23 protein-coding genes and 1 riboswitch are annotated in these 22,352 nt (G+C 63.7%); of the genes, 15 read left to right on the top strand and 8 right to left on the bottom strand.

From position 1 onward, the window contains the following. Positions 1-20: 20 nt before the first annotated feature. A complete protein-coding gene (locus HU144_RS18930; protein WP_235352615.1) occupies positions 21-956 on the top strand; it encodes an EamA family transporter in 936 nt (311 codons plus the stop codon). 174 nt (positions 957-1,130) lie between these two features. Here the strand turns inward: HU144_RS18930 and HU144_RS18925 are convergent, their stop codons facing one another. Next, on the bottom strand, positions 1,131-2,108 hold the full coding sequence (locus tag HU144_RS18925; protein WP_235352614.1) for a universal stress protein: 978 nt from the start codon (positions 2,106-2,108) through the stop codon (positions 1,131-1,133). A 160-nt stretch (positions 2,109-2,268) separates the two neighbouring features. Here HU144_RS18925 and HU144_RS18920 point away from each other — a divergent pair, with 160 nt between their 5' ends. The 3 genes from HU144_RS18920 to purM are packed head-to-tail and all read left to right on the top strand — an operon-like array spanning position 2,269 to position 5,277. After that, entirely contained in the window at positions 2,269-2,655 is a 387-nt protein-coding gene (locus tag HU144_RS18920; RefSeq protein WP_235352613.1) for a hypothetical protein, read from the top strand. 44 nt (positions 2,656-2,699) lie between these two features. Next, positions 2,700-4,181, top strand: coding sequence for an amidophosphoribosyltransferase (gene purF, locus HU144_RS18915; RefSeq protein WP_235352612.1), 1,482 nt, complete (start codon positions 2,700-2,702; stop codon positions 4,179-4,181). 1 nt (position 4,182) lies between these two features. After that, positions 4,183-5,277 (top strand): phosphoribosylformylglycinamidine cyclo-ligase, encoded by a 1,095-nt coding sequence (gene purM, locus HU144_RS18910; RefSeq protein ID WP_235352611.1) that lies wholly within the window; start codon positions 4,183-4,185, stop codon positions 5,275-5,277. 131 nt (positions 5,278-5,408) lie between these two features. Here purM and HU144_RS18905 read toward each other — a convergent pair whose 3' ends face one another. After that, a complete protein-coding gene (locus HU144_RS18905) occupies positions 5,409-5,636 on the bottom strand; it encodes a DUF3073 domain-containing protein (RefSeq protein WP_009881540.1) in 228 nt (75 codons plus the stop codon). Positions 5,637-5,764: 128 nt separating this feature from the next. Between HU144_RS18905 and HU144_RS18900 the strand changes: the two genes are divergently transcribed. From HU144_RS18900 to HU144_RS18890, 3 genes are all read left to right on the top strand, one after another. Next, positions 5,765-6,580: a hypothetical protein gene (locus tag HU144_RS18900; protein WP_198398133.1), complete on the top strand. Its 816-nt coding sequence runs from the start codon at positions 5,765-5,767 to the stop codon at positions 6,578-6,580. Between the two features lie 109 nt (positions 6,581-6,689). Next, on the top strand, positions 6,690-7,253 hold the full coding sequence (locus HU144_RS18895) for a hypothetical protein (protein WP_235352610.1): 564 nt from the start codon (positions 6,690-6,692) through the stop codon (positions 7,251-7,253). After that, positions 7,250-8,113, top strand: coding sequence for a hypothetical protein (locus HU144_RS18890; RefSeq protein WP_235352609.1), 864 nt, complete (start codon positions 7,250-7,252; stop codon positions 8,111-8,113). Before HU144_RS18895 ends, HU144_RS18890 begins: the two co-directional genes overlap by 4 nt. Before the next feature lie 20 nt (positions 8,114-8,133). On the opposite strand, the gene HU144_RS18885 is transcribed toward HU144_RS18890, so the two are convergent. Further along, positions 8,134-9,021, bottom strand: coding sequence for a LysR family transcriptional regulator (locus tag HU144_RS18885; protein WP_235352608.1), 888 nt, complete (start codon positions 9,019-9,021; stop codon positions 8,134-8,136). Between the two features lie 90 nt (positions 9,022-9,111). Between HU144_RS18885 and HU144_RS18880 the strand changes: the two genes are divergently transcribed. Continuing rightward, the gene (locus HU144_RS18880) at positions 9,112-10,059 is read left to right on the top strand and encodes an EamA family transporter (RefSeq protein ID WP_235352607.1); all 948 of its coding nucleotides are present in this window, start codon (positions 9,112-9,114) and stop codon (positions 10,057-10,059) included. Between the two features lie 130 nt (positions 10,060-10,189). After that, positions 10,190-11,377, top strand: a complete 1,188-nt coding sequence (locus HU144_RS18875; protein WP_235352606.1) for an aminotransferase-like domain-containing protein — start codon at positions 10,190-10,192, stop codon at positions 11,375-11,377. 50 nt (positions 11,378-11,427) lie between these two features. Here the strand turns inward: HU144_RS18875 and HU144_RS18870 are convergent, their stop codons facing one another. Beyond that, positions 11,428-12,327 (bottom strand): AraC family transcriptional regulator, encoded by a 900-nt coding sequence (locus tag HU144_RS18870; RefSeq protein WP_235352605.1) that lies wholly within the window; start codon positions 12,325-12,327, stop codon positions 11,428-11,430. A 178-nt stretch (positions 12,328-12,505) separates the two neighbouring features. Here HU144_RS18870 and HU144_RS18865 point away from each other — a divergent pair, with 178 nt between their 5' ends. Next, positions 12,506-13,486, top strand: a complete 981-nt coding sequence (locus HU144_RS18865) for a DMT family transporter (RefSeq protein WP_235352604.1) — start codon at positions 12,506-12,508, stop codon at positions 13,484-13,486. Here HU144_RS18865 and HU144_RS18860 read toward each other — a convergent pair. After that, on the bottom strand, positions 13,458-14,936 hold the full coding sequence (locus tag HU144_RS18860; RefSeq protein ID WP_235352603.1) for a phytoene desaturase family protein: 1,479 nt from the start codon (positions 14,934-14,936) through the stop codon (positions 13,458-13,460). The genes HU144_RS18865 and HU144_RS18860 overlap by 29 nt on opposite strands. 152 nt (positions 14,937-15,088) lie before the next feature. On the opposite strand from HU144_RS18860, the gene HU144_RS18855 reads away from it, so the two are divergent. After that, a complete protein-coding gene (locus HU144_RS18855) occupies positions 15,089-15,340 on the top strand; it encodes a hypothetical protein (RefSeq protein ID WP_235352602.1) in 252 nt (83 codons plus the stop codon). Here HU144_RS18855 and HU144_RS18850 read toward each other — a convergent pair. The 3 genes from HU144_RS18850 to HU144_RS18840 all read right to left on the bottom strand — a co-directional run bounded on the left by HU144_RS18850 (position 15,327) and on the right by HU144_RS18840 (position 17,808). Further along, a complete protein-coding gene (locus HU144_RS18850) occupies positions 15,327-15,992 on the bottom strand; it encodes a uridine kinase (protein WP_235352601.1) in 666 nt (221 codons plus the stop codon). The two genes, HU144_RS18855 and HU144_RS18850, sit on opposite strands and share 14 nt — an antisense overlap. Next, positions 15,992-16,981 (bottom strand): ATP-grasp domain-containing protein, encoded by a 990-nt coding sequence (locus HU144_RS18845; protein ID WP_235352600.1) that lies wholly within the window; start codon positions 16,979-16,981, stop codon positions 15,992-15,994. Before HU144_RS18845 ends, HU144_RS18850 begins: the two co-directional genes overlap by 1 nt. 134 nt (positions 16,982-17,115) lie before the next feature. Further along, on the bottom strand, positions 17,116-17,808 hold the full coding sequence (locus tag HU144_RS18840; protein ID WP_235352599.1) for a TenA family protein: 693 nt from the start codon (positions 17,806-17,808) through the stop codon (positions 17,116-17,118). After that, a riboswitch (TPP riboswitch) is annotated at positions 17,805-17,910 on the bottom strand. It overlaps the preceding gene by 4 nt. A gap of 66 nt (positions 17,911-17,976) precedes the next feature. Between HU144_RS18840 and HU144_RS18835 the strand changes: the two genes are divergently transcribed. From HU144_RS18835 to HU144_RS18820, 4 genes are all read left to right on the top strand, one after another. Beyond that, positions 17,977-18,339 carry a VOC family protein gene (locus HU144_RS18835; RefSeq protein ID WP_198398124.1) on the top strand — a complete coding sequence of 121 codons (363 nt, stop codon included), beginning with the start codon at positions 17,977-17,979 and terminating at the stop codon, positions 18,337-18,339. Between the two features lie 21 nt (positions 18,340-18,360). Beyond that, a complete protein-coding gene (locus HU144_RS18830) occupies positions 18,361-18,876 on the top strand; it encodes a HutD family protein (protein WP_235352598.1) in 516 nt (171 codons plus the stop codon). A 225-nt stretch (positions 18,877-19,101) separates the two neighbouring features. Next, complete coding sequence (locus tag HU144_RS18825; RefSeq protein ID WP_235352597.1) at positions 19,102-20,484, top strand: hypothetical protein; 1,383 nt, start codon at positions 19,102-19,104, stop codon at positions 20,482-20,484. A gap of 227 nt (positions 20,485-20,711) precedes the next feature. Beyond that, positions 20,712-22,199: a catalase gene (locus tag HU144_RS18820; RefSeq protein ID WP_235352596.1), complete on the top strand. Its 1,488-nt coding sequence runs from the start codon at positions 20,712-20,714 to the stop codon at positions 22,197-22,199. The last annotated feature ends 153 nt before the right edge of the window (positions 22,200-22,352 follow it).

The following is a 22,352-nucleotide window of genomic DNA, read 5'->3' as shown; positions in this document are numbered from 1 at the left end:
CGGACTGGATACGGTCGTCGATGACTCCTGCCGTCCTCGGGCTGGTGCTCTTCGCCTCAGTCGCCCATGCCCTGTGGAACATCGCGGCGAAGTCGGTGTCGGGCAAGGGCTACGCCTTCGTGCTGGCCTATCACGGACTGTCGGCGATCCTGCTGGCCCCGATCGCGATCTGGCTGCTCGTCTCCGGAACACATGCGTTCAGTCTGGGCCTGCTGGGTGCCGCCGCTCTCAGCGCGGTCTTCCACATCGCCTACTCGGTGTCCCTGCAGTCCGGCTATGACCATGCCCCGTTGGGCGTCGTCTATCCCACAGCGCGCGGGGTCGGGCCGATCATCACGATCATCATCGCCGTGCTGTTCCTGGGCGAGCGACCCACAGCACCGGAGACCATCGGCGCCTTCATCGTCCTCGCCGGCATTGCGGTCGTGACCGTGCACCCGAGGCGGGTGGGCGGAGGCCGGACGACGAACGGAGGTTACGGGATGAGCAGAGGTCACGGGATGAGCAGCCACGGCGTGGGTCGTGGTCTGGCCTGGGGCGCACTGATCGGAACCTTCATCGCCTCGTACACCCTGTGGGACGACTTCTCCGTCAACCACATCACCGACTCACCGCTGCTCTACTTCGCCCTCTCCGAAATCTGCGTCGCGACCATCATGGCCGTGGGCATCGTGACGATCCCTGGAGGTGCAGGACGTCGCGCGGACTTCACATCGATTCTGGCCGGGCACAAACGGGCCCTGCTCACCGTCGCCATCCTCTCCCCGCTGGCGTACCTGCTCGTCCTCTACGCCATGCAGCAGGCACCGGTGTCCCTTGTGGCTCCCGTGCGCGAGACCTCGATCATCGTCGGCACACTGCTGGCCTGGTGGTTCTTCGGGGAGAAGAACATCGGCATGAAGCTGACCGGCGCGGTGGTCGTCGTCGCCGGCATCGGCCTCATCGCCCTCGGGTGAGGCTCCCATCCCGGCGAGATTCCCACTCCGAGCCACCGCTGGGTAAAAGTGCAGACGTTGAGCACTTGTGCCCTACTTCAGCACTTTCACCAAGCGGTCATGAAGGCGGAGCACCGGCGCGGTCATGAAGGCGGAGCACCGGCGCAGTCATGAAGGCGGAGCACCGGCGCAGCTTCAGCGCTTCTTCGCCTTCCGGCGGAGCACGCGCACCACTCGGGTCGGGCACACAGCGTGTGAGAGGACGGCCTGGGAAGTCGACCCGAGGATCGTTGACACGAAACCGCCGCGGCCGCGGGAGCCGATGATCATGAGTTCGGCGGTGTAGGTGGCGCTGATGAGCACCTCGGTGGCGGGGGCATCGAAGATCGACCAGCGAACGTCAACCTCGGGGAACTCCTCGTGGAGGGACTGCGCGGCTTCTTCTCGCGAGGTCACGGCTTCGTCGTACATCTTCTCGAGGTGCGTTTCGCTGGGCATCCATTCCGGCGAGAGCACGTGGGCAGCGGTGATGCCGACCAGGTGCAGCGGCAGACCATAGATCCGAGCCTGCAGCGCGGCCTCACGCAGGACCGGCCCATCGGTCTCGAACGGATCGATCGCGGCGACGATCTCACCGGTGAAGTCGGGGCGCCTGTCGCCGGATTCGGCGGTTGTCGTCTGCGCGTCGGAGGAGCGCACAGGAAGGTCGATCGGCAGGGGTCGCTCCGGCATCGGGCGTTGGGGCCAGGTACTGGGGATGACCACGGTGGGGCAATGAGCGTGCGCGGGCATCGCCAAGGCCACGGACCCCAGCAGGCGGCCGGCGAACCCACCGCGACCGCGGGCGCCGATGACCGCGAGATCGGCATTCTTCGAGTTGTCGACCAACGCCCCAGAAGCATCTCCCGGGAAGACCACGGTCGACACCGGCACCGAGGCATCGGTGACGGTTCGTGCGTTGTCGTCGACGAGCTTCTGCACCGACCTCTTGACCTCCGCATCGAAATCGGCCGGGTAGACGATGTCCGCTTGGGTCATATTGACGCCGGGAACGGTGTACGCCGCCACGAGGCGAATCTCGGAAGAGGTCAGCTGAGCGTGTCTGATCGCCCACTGCAGTGCGCATTGACTGTTGGCGGAGCCGTCCACTCCGACGATGATCGTTTGAGACATGTCCACCCCTATGTGAGAAGCCCTACTGTGTCTTCCTCCACCTTATGGGATCGGCCGCATAACTGCCTGGGAGTCGGCGAAGGAGTTCTCGACTAGACTGTCCGCGACGTGAAATGCGGGCACCATCGACCCGCCACCGACACTGCTGCCCAAGGAGATCATGAAGGACCAGATCGACGTCGCCGTTCGTCGCAGCCCCAAGTACTCGGTATTCATGGGACTCGGCGCGATCCTCGGCGTACTCGTCGCGGGTGTGCTCACGCTCTTCGTCGATCCCGAAGCGATGCCCACCGGCTACACAGTGGCCAAGGGAGCGGGGCTGCTGCTGCTCGTCCTCGCCGTGGGCGGACTGTTCCTCGGCGGCCTGCTGGCAGTGCTCCTCGACTGGATGGGTCGGAGGAAGTCACGTAAGTACCGAGTCGACGCGGAGATCGACATGGTCGATGATCCGAAGGAGATCGCGCGTCGTCGCATCGCCGAAGCCAACGGCGAAGATCCCGATGCCGAGGACGAGCCCCGAAACGAAGCCCCGAGTTCCGGAGTCTGATCCACTTGTGAAGCAGAGCTCACCGATGTGAGACAATCTTTCACGTGGCAAGAGGAGACGGGCAACTAACGCACGAAATCGACCCCCTGGACCGCGGACCTCAGGATGCTTGTGGAGTATTCGGAGTCTGGGCGCCGGGCGAGGAAATAGCCAAACTCACCTACTTCGGGCTCTACGCTCTGCAGCACCGCGGACAGGAGTCTGCGGGCATCGCTGCCAGCAACGGCAAGCAGATCCTGATCTACCGCGACATGGGCTTGGTCTCGCAGGTCTTCCATGAGCGGGATCTCGAACTTCTGCAGGGACACATCGCGCTCGGGCATACGCGGTATTCGACGACGGGCTCACCCTCGTTCGAGAATGCCCAGCCCACGCTGGGACCCACCCCGTTCGGGACAGTGGCACTGGCGCACAACGGCAATCTGACGAACTTCGATGAGCTCGAAGCTCTGGCCGATGGCCGTCGTGACGACGCCGACCAGGTCGTCAAGGACGCGACGAAGAAGGTCAGCCGGACCAGGCCCTTCCGCGACTCCTCCAATGACACCTCCCTGGTCACCGAGCTCTTCGCCACCGAAGAGGGCGAGAACCTCACCGAGGCCGCGCTCAATCTCCTGCCCAAGGTCGAAGGTGCATTCTCCCTGGCCTTCATGGACGAGAACACCCTCTACGCCGCCCGTGATCGTCATGGTGTGCGGCCGCTGTCGCTGGGCCGGATGGAGAACGGCTGGGTCGTGGCCTCCGAGACCTCGGCTCTCGACATCGTCGGTGCTTCCTTCGTGCGCGACGTCGAACCGGGCGAACTCATCGCCATCGACGAAGACGGTCTGCGCTCCTTCCGCTTCGCCGAACAGGACCAGGCTCGCTGCGTCTTCGAGTACGTGTATCTGGCCCGACCCGACAGCGTGCTCAACGGCAAGACCGTGCATGCAGCCAGGACTCAGATGGGCCGCCAGCTGGCCGACGAGTTCCCCGTCGACGCCGATCTCGTCATCGCCACACCCGAATCAGGAACACCGGCCGCCGTCGGCTATGCCGAACGCTCAGGCATACCCTTCGGCCAGGGGCTGATGAAGAACGCCTATGTCGGCCGCACATTCATCCAGCCCTCGGACACCCTGCGACAGCGCGGCATCCGACTCAAACTCAACCCGCTGCGGGAGAACATCGAGGGCAAACGCCTCGTCGTCGTCGACGACTCGATCGTGCGCGGCAACACCCAGCGCGCGCTCGTGCGAATGCTCCGCGAAGCGGGAGCGAAGGAGATCCATGTGCGCATCTCCTCTCCACCGGTCAAGTGGCCCTGCTTCTACGGCATCGACTTCGCGACCCGGGCCGAGCTCATCGCCAACGGCCTGAACATGGACGAAATCCGCGACAACCTCGGCGCCGATTCCCTGGGATACATCTCCCTCGACGGGATGGTCGAGGCCACCCAGCAGGAGCGCAGCCAGTTGTGCACTGCCTGCTTCTCAGGCGAATACCCGATTCCTGTCAACAACACCCCCGCCGACAAAGGATGTTGAGTTGAGCACCGATCCAGCTAAGTCCACCACCTATGCCGCTGCCGGCGTCGACGTCGAGGCCGGTGACCGCGCCGTCGAACTGATGAAGTCCGCGGTCGGGGCCACACACAACGCAAATGTCGTCGGCGAAGTCGGCGGTTTCGCCGGACTCTTCGACGTCTCAGTGCTCAAGGACTTCGAGCGCCCGCTGCTGGCCTCATCGACCGACGGCGTCGGCACGAAGGTCGCGATCGCGCAGGCTCTCGACAAGCACGACACCATCGGATATGACCTGGTGGGAATGGTCGTCGACGACATCATCGTGTGCGGTGCCAAGCCCCTGTTCATGACCGACTACATCGCCTGCGGCAAGGTCGTGGCCGAGCGGATCGCGGACATCGTCCGGGGCATCGCCGAGGCGTGTGCCAGTGCCGATGTCGCCCTCGTCGGCGGGGAGACCGCCGAACACCCGGGCCTGCTCGGAGTCGATGACTACGATGTCGCTGGTGCCGCCACAGGTGTCGTCGAGGCCTCCAAACTGCTGGGACCTGAGAAGGTCGCCGCCGGTGACGTGCTCATCGGGTTGCCATCCTCTGGTATCCACTCGAACGGGTACTCCCTGGTCAGGCACATCATCGCCGAGGCGGGGTGGGGTCTGGACCGCAATGTGCCGGAATTCGGCCGCACCCTGGGTGAGGAGCTCCTCGTCCCCACCCATGTCTACACCGGCGAACTCAACGCCCTCTTCTCTGCCCTGCCCGATGCCGTGCATGCGGTCTCGCATGTCACCGGCGGGGGACTGTCTGCCAATGTGGCGCGCGTGCTGCCGAAGGGTCTCGTGGCGAAGATGTCCCGTGCTTCGTGGGAGATCCCTCCGGTCTTCTCCACCCTCGGCGATCTGGGCGGAGTCCCGCAGGAAGACCGTGAACGGACCTGGAACCTCGGCGTCGGCATGGTCCTCGTGGCCTCTGCTGAGTCCGTTGACAGTGTGCTCGCGGCCTCCCCCGGCTCATGGGTGCTCGGTGATGTCAGGGTCGACGACGGTTCACTGGCCTCCGAACTCGACTACGTCCAGGGCGCCAAGGGCGTCGACGGCGGAGCCGCAATCCTCGCCTGAGGTGTGTCAGGCTGAGGGTGGCAGTGCAGCAATCAGGCAAAGCAGAAGGCGGAGGCCGCAGCCTCCGCCTTCTTGCTTGAGCGAATCCGATGCTCCCGTATCTGAGCGCCGATCACATCAGTGCTGATCGGTCAAGATTCGCGCTGTGTATAGTCGTCTTCTTCGTCGTCATCGTCGACGTTGTACTTGTCGGCGTAATCCGAATAGTCCGGCTCGTTGTCGTACGGATCTGACGAACCGGACGCCTGCGACTCGGAACCCAGTTCCTGCTGGAGTCTATTCAGGTCGGTGTCCGGGCTGTAGTATTTCAGCTTCCGGGCTACCTTGATCTGCTTTGCCTTTGCGCGGCCGCGACCCACTGGCGTGACCCCCTCCGTCGTCATGTGGGGCGAAGCGCCCCGGACTAGATCTCTGCTATGCGCTTAAATCCTACCTGTTCGTAGTGGGAAGTTCCATTTTGAGGCCCGACCTTGGATAGGGTGAACCCATGTCCTACAGTCGCGATTATGTTGTCTCTCTGCGGATCTTCGAACCCACCGTAGTCCATTCCGTATTGCAAGACGAGCAGGTGGAAGACAACCGTTCTCGTGTTGAGGAGCAGGTCTCCGAAGACGCGGATCAGCGCTTGATCTCCCTGCCGCCGAACCCTGTGGCCGAGTCCTTTCGCAACACGCCGATCTTCCTCCCGGCGTCTCAGACTTCGGACGGCGTGGATCGGTACTGCCCCGCCCAGGAGGACGTTCGCGGGTGGGAGGCGCTCGAGGCATTGAGTGAGCACACCTCGAAGGCGACGCTGGACATCATCGCTCCGAAGTCGGTGCGCAGGCGTGCGGCCAGTCGTCGTGCCGAGTGGCTCCAGGACACCAAGGATACTCGCGTCTTCACACGCGTCTCGGCGTGGGATGTGCCGCCGTCATGGTGGCTGTTCTTCTCGCTGAGCGAAGACCAGATCATCACGAATGAAACCGATGCCGGGCTGAGAGTGCTCATCCGTACGGACATTCTGGCAGCCTCGGCGAGGATGGAATGGGCAGCGGAGACCGTGGCCGATAAGTCCAAGGTCGTCGACATGGTCGAGCAGACATCGATTCTGGCCCAGTGGGTCGACGGCTTCGATATGAACTCCGTGCTCGAACTCGACCTGGGCGGGATGAGCGATGTGCTCTGGCCCAACGAGGCACCGGAGCTCGTCGATTCGTGGGTGACCGCGCTGAGCAACGACGATCCTGAAACCGCGGTCGCATCCTTCCAGAAGTACGCGGCGATGTGGGAACAGCTCAATCTCTACGCGCGCAGCTCCTGAGCTGAGCCGTTCAACTCCTGAGGGCCGCCGCCAGGTAGTTGGGGAAGGCGGGGTGGCGGCTACGATAGTCTGCGTACCCGCGGCGTCGAGAGAATGAACCACACAGCGCATGGATGAGAAGAAGCGTCGACTTGTGACGAACACGAAACCGCCGTCGGAGTCTGCCGAGGAGTCAACGACTGCCGCCGAACCAACGACTGCCGCCGAGTCTGCGTCTGCGACTGCCACGAAGCCGATGACGACGTGGTCGATCGTATGGCGTCTCGGAGCAACCGCCATGGCCCTCGTCATTCTCACCTGCGGACAGTTCCTCAACACCAACGACTTCTTCCCGCTCGGGTCACTCACCCAGTACGCGACCGCCAAGGACCTCAACGGCACGGTGAATGCGACGTGCATCGAAGCGCAGTTCCCCGGTGAGGACGAACCACGTCGGCTCGGCTTCAACACGGACACCGTCGGGATCGAACGCGGTGACATCGAATCCCAGCTCGATCGGGTCATCGCCAACCCGGAACTTCTGCAGACCATGGCCGACTCCTTTGAGCGCCTCCATCCTGACGAGCCGAAGCCGGAGCAGATGATCCTCTGCCGCACCGTGACCCAGTTGGAGAACGGCCGCAGCGTCGGCGAACCCGAACACAAGATCTTGGCGACCTGGGAGGTGCAGTGAGTAATTCCACCACCGCCGAGGCGAAGGTCGTCAATCCGATCATCGCCTGGTTCACGCCCCAGATCTCTCTGGCCCGCGTCGCGGTCTTCCGCGTCATCGTCTACATCTTCGTCATCATCGACGTGCTCACGATCTCCGCCGACGTCATCCCGCACGGCTGGACCCCCGACCTCTACAAACCGCTGTGGCTGGCCAGGTTCCTTCACATCCCACCGGTCAGCGTCCTCGGGGCGCAGATCCTGCTCGCCGCGATCATCGTCTTCGCTCTCATGGCTGCCGCCGGCGTCCTCCAGCGAATCAGCGGCTGGATCGTCGCGATCACCTTCGGGCTGTGGATGTTCTATACCCAGGGCTATGGCTACGTCGCCCACGACCACATGGCGCTCGTCATCGCCGTCGTGGTGCTGCCGACGGTCGGAGTCGCACGGTTCAGGGATGTGGGGACCACCTCGGCGAAGGCAGGGTGGGCGCTGCGAGTCGTGCAGATCTCCGTCGTCCTCACCTACTTCTATTCGGTGGTGATGAAGTGGATCGCCTCGGGCAACATCACCCACTGGGCCAACGGCGCCGTGATCATCTGGGCCCTGATGCGCCGCGGGGCCGAATGGTCGAAGCCGTTCCTCGAGATGCCTGGCCTGCTCATCGCCGGGCAGTGGGCGACTCTGGTGTTCGAGTTCCTCTCACCGATCGTGCTGTTCCTCAAGGGCAGATGGCTCTATGGTGCCGTCATCTTCTTCATGCTCTTCCATCTCATGACTTACATCGCCCTGGGCATCCACTTCCTGCCGACAGTCATCTGCTGGGCGGCGTTCCTGCCCCTGGAGAAGCTGATTCCGAAGCGGTTCGCCGCGACTCGCTGAGCTGTTCGCTGCGACTGGGGCTAAGAGTTCCGGTGCAGGGCGTCCAGCACTCGTTTGACGGCTGCGCGCTCGGCCGTGTCGGGAGCCATGACCGCCACGACCCAACGTGTGGTTGCGACCCCTGTCAGCGGGAGGAGCGTGAGCCCGGCGTTTTTCGGGGTCGTGAATCGCGGCAGCAGGGCGACCTGATCGCTTGAGGCCACGATCGCCTCGATGAGTCGGTTGTCCCGGATGCGCTGGGTGACCTCGAGCTCTCGTCCTGTGACGTGTGCGATCGACGTCAGGATTGTGGTGAATGGGAATCCGTGGGGAACGCCGATCCACTGAGCGTCGACGAGGTCCTCTGGTCTCAGCTGGTCCCGGCAAGCCAGGGGATGGGCGTTCGCGACGGCGACGTCGATGGGTTCGGTCGCCAGGCACTCGACGCTCAGCCCTTCGGTCCCGGCCGGACGTTCGGAGATCAGGCTGTGGGCGATGACGATGTCGACGTCGGAGGTCAGGCCCGCGAACTCGTGCTCGGCCAGATCCACATCGACGGTGCGCAGGGTGATCCTCGGGCTTGTCTCCCGCAGCCGTCGCAATGCAGAAGGCACAAGATAGGCCAGGGCGCTGGGCAGCCCGGCAATCTGAACGTCGCCGGAGGGATCGCCGAGGTAGTCCTCCCAGTCAGCCTGCACGCGGGCGATCGCTGAGGCCACGTCCTTGCCGCCTGTCGCCAGCAGTCTGCCCGCGCTGGTCAGCTTCAGCCCGCGGCCCTCGGGTTCGACGAGGGTGTGTCCGAGTTCCCGTGTGGCCTGTTTGAGCTGCTGCGATATCGCCGACGGCGTGCGAAACGTCGCCCTGGCCACGGCGGTCACGCTGCCGAGTTCGTCGAGCCGGCGCAGCAGCTCAAGATGCCGGGGGTCCATGTGCCAATGCTACAACCTTGAAGCTCGGCTATAAGGTCTGTGTAGAACATTTCGATTGTATTAACTGTCTGGCCACTCGAGAATGAAGTCATGTCATTGAAACACTGTCTGCTCGCCGCCTCGGTGGCCGTGATGTGGGGACTGAACTTCCTGGCGATCGACTTCTCGCTCGAACAGTTCCCGCCCTTCTTCCTCGTCGCCCTGCGCTTCGCCGTGCTGGCCATTCCGGCGCTGCTGTTCGTGCCGAAGCCAGACGTGAAGCTTCGCTGGATCGTGGGCTACGGGATGGGGTTCGGACTCCTGCAGTTCCTGTTCCTCTACTGGGCGATGGCGGTGGGGATGCCTGCGGGGCTGGCCTCACTCGTGCTCCAGGCTTCGGGGCCGTTCACAGTGCTGCTGGGGATGACGGTCCTGCGAGAGCGGATCCGCGGATCACAGATGGCGTTCCTCATCGTGGCCATGGCCGGGCTCGGCGTCGTGGGCTGGCAGAGACTGGACTCGAGCGCGAGCTTCCTGCCGTTCCTGCTCACCCTCGCCGGCGCCTTCGGGTGGGCGATCGGCAACATCTGCAACCGTCAGGCGCACTCGGTCGAGCCGGTGAAGTTCACGATGTGGATGTCGGTGGTGCCGCCGGTGCCGATGCTCCTTCTTGCGCTGGTTGTCGAAGGGCCAGACACTATCGGCCAGTCGCTGACGACGCTCATGACTCCCACCGGATGGCTGGGCCTCGCGGGACTCGCCTACACCGTCGTCATCGCCACAATCCTCGGCTCTGGCATCTGGTCGTGGCTGATGTCGCGCAACCCCGCTGGAGTCGTCGCACCTTTCTCGATGCTCGTCCCCATCGTCGGTATGAGTGCCGCGTGGTTCGTTCTCGGCGAGACGGTGTCACAGGGGGAGATGTGCGGAGCCGTGCTGGTCATCGTCGGCGTCCTCGGGGCAGGCATGCGTGCGGCGAAGGGACCGAAGATCCGCGCCGAGGTGGTGCCCACAGGCGTCGAAGACGTGGCCGACATCCCAGCGGGGACGCGATGTTGACCAGAGACCGCCAAACGGACACAGTTCATGGCGCGGATGATTCGACGCTACGATCACTTCACCACCAGCGGTGAGTCGCGGAAACAAGGCAGAACGATCGCGCTCGCAAATATTTCTCAAAGGAGAAGCAGTGTCATCGAAGTTCGCCGATCGCATCGCTCGCGTTCAGCCGTCCGCCATCCGTGAGCTGCTCAAATACGGTGACGATCCTTCCATCACCTCTTTCGGCGGCGGGTACCCGGATGCCGCACTCTTTCCCGCGGCCGAACTCCAGCAGATCTACACCGAGATCCTGAGCAAGGAGAGTGCGACCGCACTGCAGTACACCGCCTCGGCGGGACTGCCCGGATTGCGGGGCCAGATCGCCGAACGCATGTCGAGCGCGGGTTCGGCAACGGATGCTGACGATGTCCTCATCCTCCAAGGCGCCCAGCAGGGCCTGGACCTGGTGGCGAAGCTGCTCATCAACCCAGGCGATGTCATCGTCACGGAGAACCCGACCTTCCTCGGTGCCCTCATCGCCTTCAACCCCTGCCAGCCCGAGTACGCCGCCGTTGACATGGACTCCGAGGGCATGGACGTCGACGCCCTTGAGACGACCCTGGCCACGACCGAGAACATCAAGTTCATCTACGTCATCCCCGACTTCCAGAACCCGACCGGTGTCAGCCTCAGCCTCGAACGCCGGAAGCGCATCATCGAGCTGGCCAACGAATACGACGTTCTCGTGCTTGAGGATTCGCCCTACCGTGAGCTGCGCTTCGAGGGCGAAGCGCTGCCGACCCTGACCTCACTCGACACCGAGCACCGGGTCATCCACCTCGGCAGCTTCTCAAAGATCCTCGCCCCCGGAGTGAGGTTGGGCTGGGTGAGCGCGGCACCGGAGATCCTCGACAAGCTCGGTCTGCTCAAGCTCGCCGCCGACACACAGTCGTCCACGCTGAACATGACAGCGGTGACGCGCTTCCTCGACACCTTCGACATTGATGCCCACGTCTCAGCGATGCGCGGGGTCTACCGCGCCAAGCGCGACCTCATGGTCTCGACGATGACCGAACATTTCCCCGCCGAGGTGACCGTGACCAGGCCCGAAGGTGGGCTCTTCACCTGGGTGACCTTCCCCGAAGGCTTCGACGCGACCGCATTCATGGCCGAACACGCCCTGCCCGAGGCGAGGGTCGCCTACGTTCCAGGTGGGTCGTTCTTCCCCACCGAACAACGCAGCAACTATGCCCGGTTCAGCTACTCGGGCCAGTCCGATGATGAGATGGTCGATGCCCTGACCCGGCTGGGCACGATCCTCAACGAACACATCTGAGCGAGAACCACGAGGTGACGGCGGACGCTCCTTTGGGCAGTGGCATCGTGTCACGCGCGTTCGATCGGCAGCCAGAGCTCGGTGGTGGCCGTGCTGAGGTCCGCTGCCCGGTCGATGATCGCAACGATCGAGGGCCCGGGCCGCAGCTGCCACGGATTCGACGGAAACCACTCAGTTGCCGTCGCCGCCCAAGTCATCTGCAGTGCTTCGGGAAAGCGGCCGGCAGTGGTGAAGACCGCCCAAGTTCCCGCCTCGACGTCAATGACGTCGAGGTCCTCAGGCGCCGAATCGGGTGTCCCGACCGCGACGCCGTGCAGGTAGGTGAGCTCGGTGCCTTCCCGGTAATCCGGGTCGACATCGGCTGTGACCTGAAGCAGTCCGGTGGGCTCTGCATCGCTGAGGGATTTGAGGCGAGCGTGCTCATCCGCAGGCAGAGATTCGATGTGCTCGCGGATATGCGGGTTCTCTCCCTCGTGGATGAGGGGCACACGCTTGGCGTAGCCGATGAGTGAGAACGCCGGTTTGTCGGTGATTCGAGTGTCCATGGAAGAACTCCCTTCGATCGTCAGGCGGAACCTGATTGTTGATTGACTGCGAAGGGGGCCACCGTCGCGCCGAACCGCTGACGGGCTCACTCCGTGGACGGAGTGGAACGCTCGCCCGAAGGCCTCAGCCGATCCGTATCCGAAGCGGACCGCGATGCCCAACAGGCCCCGGCCGGCCGCCACATCGGCGGCAGCCACGGTCATCCGGCGACGTCGAACGTATTCCGACAGCGACATCCCTGCCAGGGACGAGAACATGCGCCGCAGATGGTATTCGCTCGTGCCGAGTGTCCGCGCCAACGATTCGACATCGAGATGCGAAACCCCTTCGCCTCCGACAGTGCTGCCGGTATCGGCGAGGTCCGACTCGATGAGGTCGATGAGCGTATTGAGTTCAACGATCACAGTGTCTCCCTTCACTCATCAATGGTTCCGCGCAGGCGGTGTGCACCGCCCGACAATCTCTGCCCGATTCAATCATGTGCGCGTTCGTGAGTCAGCACAGAAGTGCACCCCACTGCCGAACTGGTCGCTTCACCCCACGAGCGGTGCCAAATCGCCTCCGTGGGCATAGTGTCGTCTCATGGCCGTCATACCCAGGGCCGCTCCAACGCCGGAGCCACAGACCGCGCTCGCCGTCTCGGCGGTGCTCGGGGGTGCTCTGTGCCTGTCGATCTCGGCGATCCTGGTCAAGCTTGCGGGCGTGGATGCGGCGACGACGGCCGTGCTGCGGTGTGCGATCGCCGTCATCGCCCTCGTGCCCCTGGCTCTGTTCGAGCGCCGACGCCACGGTGGGCTCTCTCGAACAGGGATCCTCTGGGCGATCGCGGCCGGTATCGCGCTGGGCATCGACTACATTGCGTGGACTGCGTCGATCTACCTCGTGGGCGCGGGCGTCTCGACCGTACTCGTCAATGTCCAGGTGATCGTCCTGCCATTGCTCGCGCTGCTCGTCGATCGTGAGCGTGTGAGTCCACGTTTCCTCATCGCACTTCCGCTGATGCTCATCGGCGTCGGTTTGGTGGGAGGCATCGTTACGCTGACCGAGGTGGGGGACAGTGCCGTCCTCGGCACCGTTCTCGGCCTGATCGCGGGTATCGGCTACGGGGTGTACATGTTCCTCACCCGCCGTGGGACCAGGCGCAAGGCCGAGGGGACACTTCAGCCGTTGGCCTGGGCGACAGCCTCGGCGGCGGTGACCTCGGCGATCATCGCACAGTTCACCGGCGGCCTCCACCTGGCCGGGATCGGCCCGAAGTCGTGGATGTACCTCATTGCCTTGGCCCTGTTGGGGCAGGTGGTGGCGTGGCTGTTCATCAACAGGGGCAGCGTCCGATTGGTGCCGACGATGACGGCGAGTCTGCTGCTCATCCAGCCTGTGCTCGCCCTCGTGCTCGCGGCGCTCATCCTCGGCGAAATGCTCACCCTGGGGCAGGCGATCGGTGCAGGCCTCGTTGTCCTCGCGGTGGCCGTGGCCAACGGGGTGTGGCGGTTGCGGAGGAAATCCCACGCTGCTCGGAGCCCAGGGGACGAGCTCAGGGCGCCAGGCTCGGTGCCTCGGTGATTCCGAACCGTGTCTTCAGCGCTCGCTGGGCGGCGAACCAGCCGTTCATGCCGTGCACGCCGGGTGCCGGTGGGGTCGCTGCCGAACACAGGTAGGCACCGGGGACACCGAGGCTGTAGTTGTCCCAGCTGGTGCGCGGGCGGGCCATCATTCGGTAGAAGGAGACGAGCCCGGTGGCGATGTCGCCGCCGATGTAGTTCTGGTTGTGGCCTGCCATCTCCGATGCGGGGATCGAGTTGTAGGTGACGATGGTGTCGCGGAAGCCGGGGGCGAAACGTTCCATCTGCCTGATGATGTACTCGGCCGGGTCGATCGGGCAGTCGAAGGGTACGTGGCAGTACGTCCACAGCGGGCGCAGACCATCCACCTCACGCGATGGGTCGAACACGGTCGGGTCGGAGACCAAGCTGACAGGGTGGGTCGGCATGCGTCCGGCAATGACGTCGGCCTCGGCGGCGGCCATCTGCGCCCGGGTTCCTCCGACGTGGATGGTGCCGGCGCGGTTGATGTTCGGGTCGGCCCAGGGCACGGGCCCGTTGAGGACGAAGTCGACCTTGGCTGCGGCATTGCCCTGCTTGAAGCTGCGCAGCGATCTGTCGACCTTGGCCGGGATGAGGCCGGAGAAGATCTGAGCCGCATTCAGCGCCGAGGTGTCGAGTAGATAGGCCCGGGCGGGCGGCATATCAGAGACGTGCTCGATGCGCGCATTCGTCGTCACCGTGCCGCCGTGGGCCTCGAGGTCGGCGACCATGGCGTCGATGATCGCCTGCGAACCACCCACAGGGGACGGCCAGCCGGCAGCATGGGCGACGGTCGAGAGCATGGTGGCCGTGGCGGCCGTGCCCATGGCCGGCAGCCCACCGATCGCATGTGCGGCAACACCGGTGAACAGCGACTGAGACGTCTCATGTGAAAGCGGAATGTTCCAGGCCGGGCTCGCCTGCGACAGCAGCCGCAGTCCGAATTTCACCACATTGGCGATCCCAGGAACATCGCGCAGGGTCTCCGGGACGGAGCGCTTGTCACCGAGGGAGAGCCAGATCGCGTCATCGACACGTTCGAGGAGAGGAGCGAAGAACCGTCGCCATTCGGGTCCGGCCGCACCGAGGTGGTCGACCGTCGTTTCGAGATCGTGGAATGCCAGCGCAGCGGGCTGATTGTCCAACGGCTGGGCGTAGGAGACCTCCGGAGTGGTGAACTCGAGGCCCCGAGCGCGCAGATCGAAGTCAACGAAGAAGGGACTCGAGATCGCCAAAGGGTGCACGGCAGAGCAGATGTCGTGGGTGATGCCCGGAGCCAGGCCCAAGTCAAGGGTGCGGGCACCACCGCCGATGGTTGATTGGGCCTCGTACACCTGCACGGACAGCCCGGCTCGAGCCATGGTCACGGCGGCTGCCATGCCATTGGGGCCCGATCCGACGACGACGGCATCTACCTGGGGGTTGCTCATGGGTTCAGTCTAGGGGAGCGGGGTGACACACTCTCATACATCGAACAGTCCGATGACCCTCATCGTGGGCCAAGTTTTCGGGAGTAGTCTCAGAGCACATCGCAAGTCGCGCAGACGGCGTCGACGATGATCGGGATCGAAGGTGATCGGCGATGAGCACACAGACCGTCCATGACCGTCCGGGAACCCTGCCGACTCGGCTGGTGAAGACAGCCGGGCTCTTCCTCGCCCTGAGCATGGTGGCATTCGCCGCGCTGAATATCCTGGCGAACATTTTTCAGCACACATTCGTCATGATCGTCGAAGGGCTGATCGTCGGGGTGCCGTTCCTCGTGGCGGTCGGCTGCGCCGTCGGTGCGGTCATCGCGACGATAGTGAAGCACAATCGGCCTACCCCTGTGTGAGGGTGCCTCTGATCGCGGGGTGCGCCAGATCTTCGTTGTCGAGAATCCAAGTGGCATGGTCCCAGGGCGAACATTGCGCGAAGTAGAGACGCTGCCCGCCGACATAACGATGGTTGGACCGCGCCTCGGGATCAGAATCGAACTGCCCGGCGAAGCGTTCGTTCCCACGGGGCACAGACACAGCGAAGGGAACCTGTACCCACACACTTGCATCCCACAGCTCTCGAAGCTCGGGCCGGTGGAGAAAGATCCCATCCACGAGGAGGACGCAGTCCTCTGGCAAAGATACGTGTGCCAGTGGGACGGCTAGGTTGGCATCAACATCCCAGACCGCTGGCGTGATCGACAGACCATGTCTGAACGGAGTCACGACGGACCGAATGAAGGCATCGTAGTCATAGGAGTCCCGATAAAATGAATCGGGACCTAGACCGTTCTCGTACCGAATCGAGCGGGGATGATGGAATCCGTCGATGCTCAGTGACGCAAAGGGGCGCAATCCGTCCTGGCTGGCCACCTCGACGAGCTCTTGGGCTAAGACGGTTTTGCCCGCGCCGTCCAGCCCATCAATGGCGACAAGGACTCGTTTGCCGATATTGACCCCGCGCAGCAGTGAGAGCAGTTGGTGGAGAACTGCGCGACGGTCAGACATCAAGTGTGGGAGGCAGACATCGCGGCAACCTCGGCGGCTAAGTATTCGGCGATCCGGTCCGCGGCAGAGGTGCGTCCGGCCGTGCGTTCGCCCTCTTCGACGCTCGGGTTGTAGTTCGTGTTGGTGTTGATGTCGTAGACGACCTGGCGGCCATCAGCAGTCTCGATGAACTCGATTCCAGCGATGTCGATGTGCAGCTCGGCCAGGAGCGTCTCCAGCCTGCCGATGAGGGGCGTGCGCGCGGTGATGTCCTCACGCACGGAGAACGGATCGACTGGTGCTGCAGATGCGGAGGGGATCGCGCATGCCTCGGCGGGGCACAATTCGAAGGACCCATCGGAGACATCGACGCGCACCGCATAGTGGAACCGGCCGCCGACGAACTCGGCACGGGTGACGAACGGCTGCGCCGGCTGCACATATTCCTGGACCAGTGTGATTCCGTCGATCGGCTCGTTCGCACCACCGGTGGCGAAGTCACTCGCAGCCTCATCGAGTTCGGAATGAGACTCGAAAAGGCGCACGCCGAGTCCCTTGCCGCCCTGGTTGTGCTTGGTGATGAAGGGCGGGACGAAATCGCGCGCCGCCGTGGACAGCGCAGCACTGCCGAAGACCGCCGAGGTGCGCGGGGTGTCGAAGTCGCGAATGGCGAGCTCGCGGTTTTGGCGGATCTTGCTCACCTCGAGTTCGTAGACGTCTGCGCCGTTGATGACGGTGCGTCCTGCGGTCTGGAGCCAGGCGAGCACCGCACGCCCATAGTCCTTGACATGCGGATCCGTGCGAGTGTGCGCCGAGGCGGACAGCCGCGACCAGAACAGGCCCTGCGGCGGCTCTGTGGTGAGATCGATCGAGACCTCAGGCAGCAGCCACTCGACGAAGGGGATGCCTGATCGATCGAGGGCCTGCGCAAACGGCGCGATCCATTCGGGATTGTCATGAATGATGTAGACCGCAGGACCGTCCGTGACGGGAAGCAGCTGTGTGCTCATCTGTATTACCTCGCATCCTCCAGCGACGGCGAAGGGTGACTGGATGCACCCATACACCTGTTCTGCTCAACAATCCTAGTCCGAGCAGCCTCGTTGAAGCGAGGGACGCAGAATGTGAACCGGGCGCTCCAGCTTCACCGGGTCTCGTTCTGCGCGTACGCCTCGTCGAAGAAGGCCAGTTCGAGGTCGACGCCACGGTGCCAGCCGTGAGTCAGTCGGCCTCGCGCCGCGGCGGATTCTGCGTCCTCACCGGTGGGGAATACGCGCTCAAGCTCGTCGACGAGGAACTGCACCCAGGCCCGGAAGGCCCCACCGCGGTGCAGGTCGATCCACCCGGAATGGACCCGGCGTGGAGGCATCGGATCCGAGCGCTCGCCCCAATCGAGGTAGAGCCATTCGGCGATGACGAGCACGACGAGCAGTTCTGCGTAGGAGGCCGAGTCGACGGCTTCGTCCATGAGGTCACGGAACCCCTCGGTCGGCCCGGCCAGCTGGGGGTCAGCGTAGTCGGCGGCAGGGACACCCACCTCGGCGAAGGCCATGAGGAAATACGAATTCTCGTCGGCTTCGAGAAAGCCGAGCTGCTTGGCGAACCGCAGCTTGGGCCCGAGAGCATCGCCGTGAGCGACGCACGCGCCGAGCATCGAGAGGAACGATTCGAAGAACTGGTAGTCCTGAATCAGGTACCGACTCATCACGGAGTCATCGACCGTGCCGGCAAACAGCTCGGTGACGAACCTATGCCCGACTGCCGCCTCCCAGGTCTTTGCCGATTGTGCTCTCATCGCTGCCACGGCCCCACCTGGCTGCACATGAATAGTGGTCATCGCTGTGTCCTCACTTCCTCCGCCGGTGCTCACCGGATCAGGTTCAAAGGGTCTGCTCGCGCACTCTCAGCGCCATTTCTCGGCGCTCCCCTGGGGTGGTTCGAGCCTAACACCAGCTATGATCGTCAGGCTGTTCCCCATGTCACCCCCGCGGCGTAGACTCACATCATGGCTATCGCAAAGCAGCCCGTCATCGTCCTAGATGCCCCTGACGCCCGCGAACTCGCGGAGTTCTACGGCAAACTCCTCGACTGGGAAGTCAGAGTCGATGACGACGGCACCTGGGCAGAGATCACATCCGATTCCTGGCCGCCGATCTGCTTCCAGCAGGTCGAGGACTACCACGCTCCCAGTTGGCCGAGCCAGGCGCATCCGCAGCAGATGCACATCGACGTCATGGTCGACGACTTGGACGTCGGAGAGGCAGCGGTGACCGAAATCGGCGCCGGTAAGGCTGCCGAGCAACCGGGGGAGACCTTCCGCGTCTTCCTCGACCCTGCCGGGCACCCGTTCTGCCTCTGCGCGAACTGAACTCCCGTTTAGAGTGATCACATGCGCGTGATCACCTCCTTCGATGACCTCGAACCGGTTCCATGGGCCAATGGTGCGGGGGAGACGACCGAGCTCGTCTCGCTCACCGAATCCCAAAATCTGACCCCGAGCCGACGACGGTGGCGCTTGAGCATCGCGCGTCTGGACCGTCCGGCTGCATTCTCCCCATTGCCGGGCTTGGCACGCACGTTCCTTCCTATCGGCGCCGAGGTTGTCCTTGAGATCGACGGACAGGTGCACTGCGTCGCCCAAGATGAACCTCAGAGATTCCGTGGGGACCAGATTGTCTCCCTCATCGAACTGGGCACTCCGTGCTTCGCCCTCAACCTCATGGTCGAGTCCGACGACGGCGCAGAATCGGAACAAGTCGGGATGGAGATGTCGACGCGATTCACCGGTTCCGACTTCTTCGCAGTGACCTTGGAGTCGGGTGCCGGCTACCCGAGATTCCAAGTGCTGGAACTCGAGGAATCGGACGTACTTCCCGATCACCTCGGCGTGGCCATTCTGCACTGAGACGGCGATTGAGACGCCGGTTCTCGAGGCGGTCGAATTCAGACCTGCGAGTATCCTGCAAAGCGCATGTCCTGTGCGTCACACGGATCGGCATCATCGCAGGTCAACAGCCACGGAGGCGCTGCCTTCTCACAGTGTTGTCCCAGCTTCTGAGGGGGTGGGTCAGGAACTCCGAAAATGGACGGGCGATACTGAACTCAGGGACCAGTCATCGGAGGTATTTTGGTGTCGAATCAGAATGAGTCAGGCAGACTGAACGGGCAGAGCGTCGCAGCGTCCGATCACGACGGATCAGCATCGGAAGACGGCGAATCCGAATCGACCGTGCAGGCATCACAGACCCTGCCTCTGATCACTGAAGAACTCGCCGCCACACACGCCAGGAACACCCAGTCGACACCGACGCCGAGCTCGCACGTGAGCACACCGGTGATGCCGCCGAATCCGATCCGACGCGAAGAGCAGCCGGTGTCAGCAGGCTCGGCGACTCGGATGATGCAGGAGAACACCACTGCAGTCGGTGAATCGACAGCGAAGGATGACGTTGCCGAGAATGCGAAGGGCGACGACGGCGAGAAGAAGGAGAAGAGCGAGAGCAGGGTCTCGGCGACCCAGCTCGTCGCCGGTGCCGCAGCCGCAGCCACCTCCTCGGTCATCGGCGGGCAGCTGGGCGTTGCCGGAACGGTCGTCGGTGCAGGGGTCGCGAGCATCATCACCGGACTCGCGGTGACGCTCTACACCAGCAGCCTCGACAAGGGCAAAGAGAAGATCAGAGAAGTCGGCACGAAGCTCGCTCCGGCAGTGAAGGCGAAGTCACTCGGTGCCAAGACTCAGCGATCCCACGCCATCAGCACCTTCGGGAGCCTGAGCGACGAGGCGGACGCAGCCACGACCGTCGACGTTCCGTCAGCGCAGCACCCATCACCCGATGCCACCGAGGCGGCCAACGAGGAACCGAAGACGTGGTGGCAGAAGCTGCGCCGCAAACGCGTCCTCTACCCGGTGGCTATCGGGGTGGCGACATTCGGAATCGGCTTGGGTGCCGTAGTCATGGCCGAATCATTCACCGACGCCGACATCTCGCCCGGCACCTCACAGATCTCACGATCAGTGACCGGAGATTCCGGCACCGGGGATGACTCCGAAACATCGCAAGACGGCGGCGGCACTGCCGAATCCAGCTCCTCCGGGGACGATTCCCAGCCCGGCCAGAACCCGAATCAGGGCAGCGGAGCCGAGAGCTCGTCGACGAGTGAAGGACAGTCCACCTCGGCGAACGAGGGCAGCTCCACCACCTCCTCGACTGCAGATCAGACGGGGACCGACCAGGGCACCGATGCCAGTTCATCCACAACCACCGGCGACGACACCGCAGGAGCCGCCAGCGATTCAAGCGGATCCAGCAGTGCCGGAGCGGACACCTCGGGCGGGGGCGCAACCTCGACGGACGGGAGCTCGAGTTCCGGCTCGCAGGGTGAAGCAGGAAGCTCTGGCTCCGGCAGCTCGAGTGGAGGATCCAGCTCCAGCGGAGGCTCTGGTGACGGTGTGGGCAGCGGTTCCGGCTCGAGCTCTGCAGGCGGTGGAAGCGCCGCGACTGCCGCAGGCTGAGTGGCAGGAATATTGAGCAGGGTGGCCTTGGTTGTACCAAGTAGGGAACCTGGATAGCGTGAAAATCGGTTGCGCCAGTCTTCTGCACGCTGCCAGGAACTCGATATCAGGGGAGCCGTGATCGGCCTTCGCTTCATCGCATACAGGCGAGCGATGTTCGTCCTATGATGGATGAAGTGGACCGGGAAGAATGACTCCCCGTCGCTCAATCGGTTGAAGGAGAAGCAATGACTAAACACGCTGATCATGAACATCCAGGATTCGACGGCACGAAGCCCTCGACGACCGAATCAGGTGCCCCACGAGAGTCCGACGCGCACTCGCTGAGTGTCGGAGCAGACGGCCCGCTCCTCCTCCACGATGTTGCACTCGTTGAGAAGCTGGCTCGGTTCGACCGCGAACGCGTTCCCGAGCGCAGCCCCCACGCCAAGGGATCCGGCGCCTTCGGCGAACTCGAGATCACTGCAGACGTCTCCGCCTACACCCGGGCGAAGTTCCTGCAGAAGGGCACGAAGACACCGATGCTCGCACGGTTCTCCACCGTCGCCGGTGAGCTGGGCTCACCCGACTCCTGGCGCGACGTGCGCGGATTCGCACTCAAGTTCTACACCGAAGACGGAAACTTCGACATGGTGGGCAACAACACCCCCGTGTTCTTCGTCCGCGATCCCATGAAGTTCCCCGACTTCATCCACTCGCAGAAGCGCACCCCCGATTCGGGACTGCGCAGTAACAACATGCAGTGGGACTTCTGGTCGCTTTCGCCGGAATCGGCACACCAGGTCACCTACCTGATGGGACCGCGTGGCCTGCCCAAGACCTGGCGCAACATGAATGGCTACTCCTCGCACACCTACATGTGGGCCAATCAAGCCGGCGAACGGTTCTGGGTCCAGTACCACTTCCACACCGACCAGGGCGTGGAGAACATGACCAACGAGGAAGCCGGACGGATGGCCGGCGAGGACGCGGACATGCACCGTCGCGACCTGTTCGACGCGATTGAGCGCGGCGACTACCCGTCCTGGACCGTCAGCGTTCAGATCATGCCGTATGAAGAGGCCAAGACCTACCGGTTCAATCCCTTCGATCTGACGAAGACCTGGTCGAAGAAGGACTACCCGCTCATGGAGATCGGCAAGTTCACGCTCAACAAGAACCCGTCGAACCACTTCGCGCAGATCGAGCAGGCCGCATTCAGCCCCTCGAACACCGTGCCGGGCACCGGAATCTCGCCCGACAAGATGCTCATGGGCCGCGTCTTCTCCTACCCGGATGCGCAGCGCAACCGCATCGGCACCAACTTCAACCAGCTGCCGGTCAACGCTCCCATCACGAAGACCAATTCCTATGACAAGGAAGGTCAGATGGAGTACCACCATTCAGGTGATGCCCCGAACTATGCGCCCAACTCCTACGGCCGTCCGTACCAAGCCGAGGAGACTCAGGTCGAAGCACGGTGGGAGTCCGATGGTGAGCTGGTCCGCAGCGCCGCCACTCTCCACGCAGAGGACGACGACTTCGGTCAGGCACACACCCTGGTCCGTGAGGTCTATTCCGAAGAGGAGCGCCAGGGCCTCATCGAGACCGTCGTCGGTGCACTGAAGGACGGCGTGGAAGAGCCTGTGCTGACCAACGTGTTCACGTACTGGAAGAACATCGACGCCGAGGTGGGTCAGGCGATCGAGGACAAGTACAAATCCGAGACCGCGTGAGTCGGTAGCCGGTGCGGGAATCGGCGCAGAGCTGATGTTCCCGCCCGGCTGACTGCGGCCCGCAGAGGCCACTGGCCCGGATGCCTCCTAGTGAGACATCCGGGCCAGTGGCATCTGCGCGTCCGGCGGTGGCTCGACGGCTGAGCGCGGATC

The sequence above is a fragment of the Brevibacterium sp. UCMA 11752 genome (assembly GCF_021532235.1).
GTDB lineage: Bacteria > Actinomycetota > Actinomycetes > Actinomycetales > Brevibacteriaceae > Brevibacterium > Brevibacterium antiquum.
This window is presented reverse-complemented; position numbering and strand designations above follow the sequence as displayed.

Bases quoted from the DNA above. Each gene is read 5' to 3' on its own strand.
- HU144_RS18930 (WP_235352615.1), top strand. From the start codon at position 21: ATGACTCCTGCCGTCCTCGGGCTGGTGCTCTTCGCCTCAGTCGCCCAT.
- HU144_RS18925 (WP_235352614.1), bottom strand. From the start codon at position 2,108: ATGTCTCAAACGATCATCGTCGGAGTGGACGGCTCCGCCAACAGTCAA.
- HU144_RS18920 (WP_235352613.1), top strand. From the start codon at position 2,269: ATGAAGGACCAGATCGACGTCGCCGTTCGTCGCAGCCCCAAGTACTCG.
- HU144_RS18900 (WP_198398133.1), top strand. From the start codon at position 5,765: ATGTCCTACAGTCGCGATTATGTTGTCTCTCTGCGGATCTTCGAACCC.
- HU144_RS18895 (WP_235352610.1), top strand. From the start codon at position 6,690: ATGGATGAGAAGAAGCGTCGACTTGTGACGAACACGAAACCGCCGTCG.
- HU144_RS18885 (WP_235352608.1), bottom strand. From the start codon at position 9,021: ATGGACCCCCGGCATCTTGAGCTGCTGCGCCGGCTCGACGAACTCGGC.
- HU144_RS18880 (WP_235352607.1), top strand. From the start codon at position 9,112: ATGTCATTGAAACACTGTCTGCTCGCCGCCTCGGTGGCCGTGATGTGG.
- HU144_RS18865 (WP_235352604.1), top strand. From the start codon at position 12,506: ATGGCCGTCATACCCAGGGCCGCTCCAACGCCGGAGCCACAGACCGCG.
- HU144_RS18860 (WP_235352603.1), bottom strand. From the start codon at position 14,936: ATGAGCAACCCCCAGGTAGATGCCGTCGTCGTCGGATCGGGCCCCAAT.
- HU144_RS18855 (WP_235352602.1), top strand. From the start codon at position 15,089: ATGAGCACACAGACCGTCCATGACCGTCCGGGAACCCTGCCGACTCGG.
- HU144_RS18850 (WP_235352601.1), bottom strand. From the start codon at position 15,992: ATGTCTGACCGTCGCGCAGTTCTCCACCAACTGCTCTCACTGCTGCGC.
- HU144_RS18845 (WP_235352600.1), bottom strand. From the start codon at position 16,981: ATGAGCACACAGCTGCTTCCCGTCACGGACGGTCCTGCGGTCTACATC.
- HU144_RS18840 (WP_235352599.1), bottom strand. From the start codon at position 17,808: ATGACCACTATTCATGTGCAGCCAGGTGGGGCCGTGGCAGCGATGAGA.
- HU144_RS18835 (WP_198398124.1), top strand. From the start codon at position 17,977: ATGGCTATCGCAAAGCAGCCCGTCATCGTCCTAGATGCCCCTGACGCC.
- HU144_RS18830 (WP_235352598.1), top strand. From the start codon at position 18,361: ATGCGCGTGATCACCTCCTTCGATGACCTCGAACCGGTTCCATGGGCC.
- HU144_RS18820 (WP_235352596.1), top strand. From the start codon at position 20,712: ATGACTAAACACGCTGATCATGAACATCCAGGATTCGACGGCACGAAG.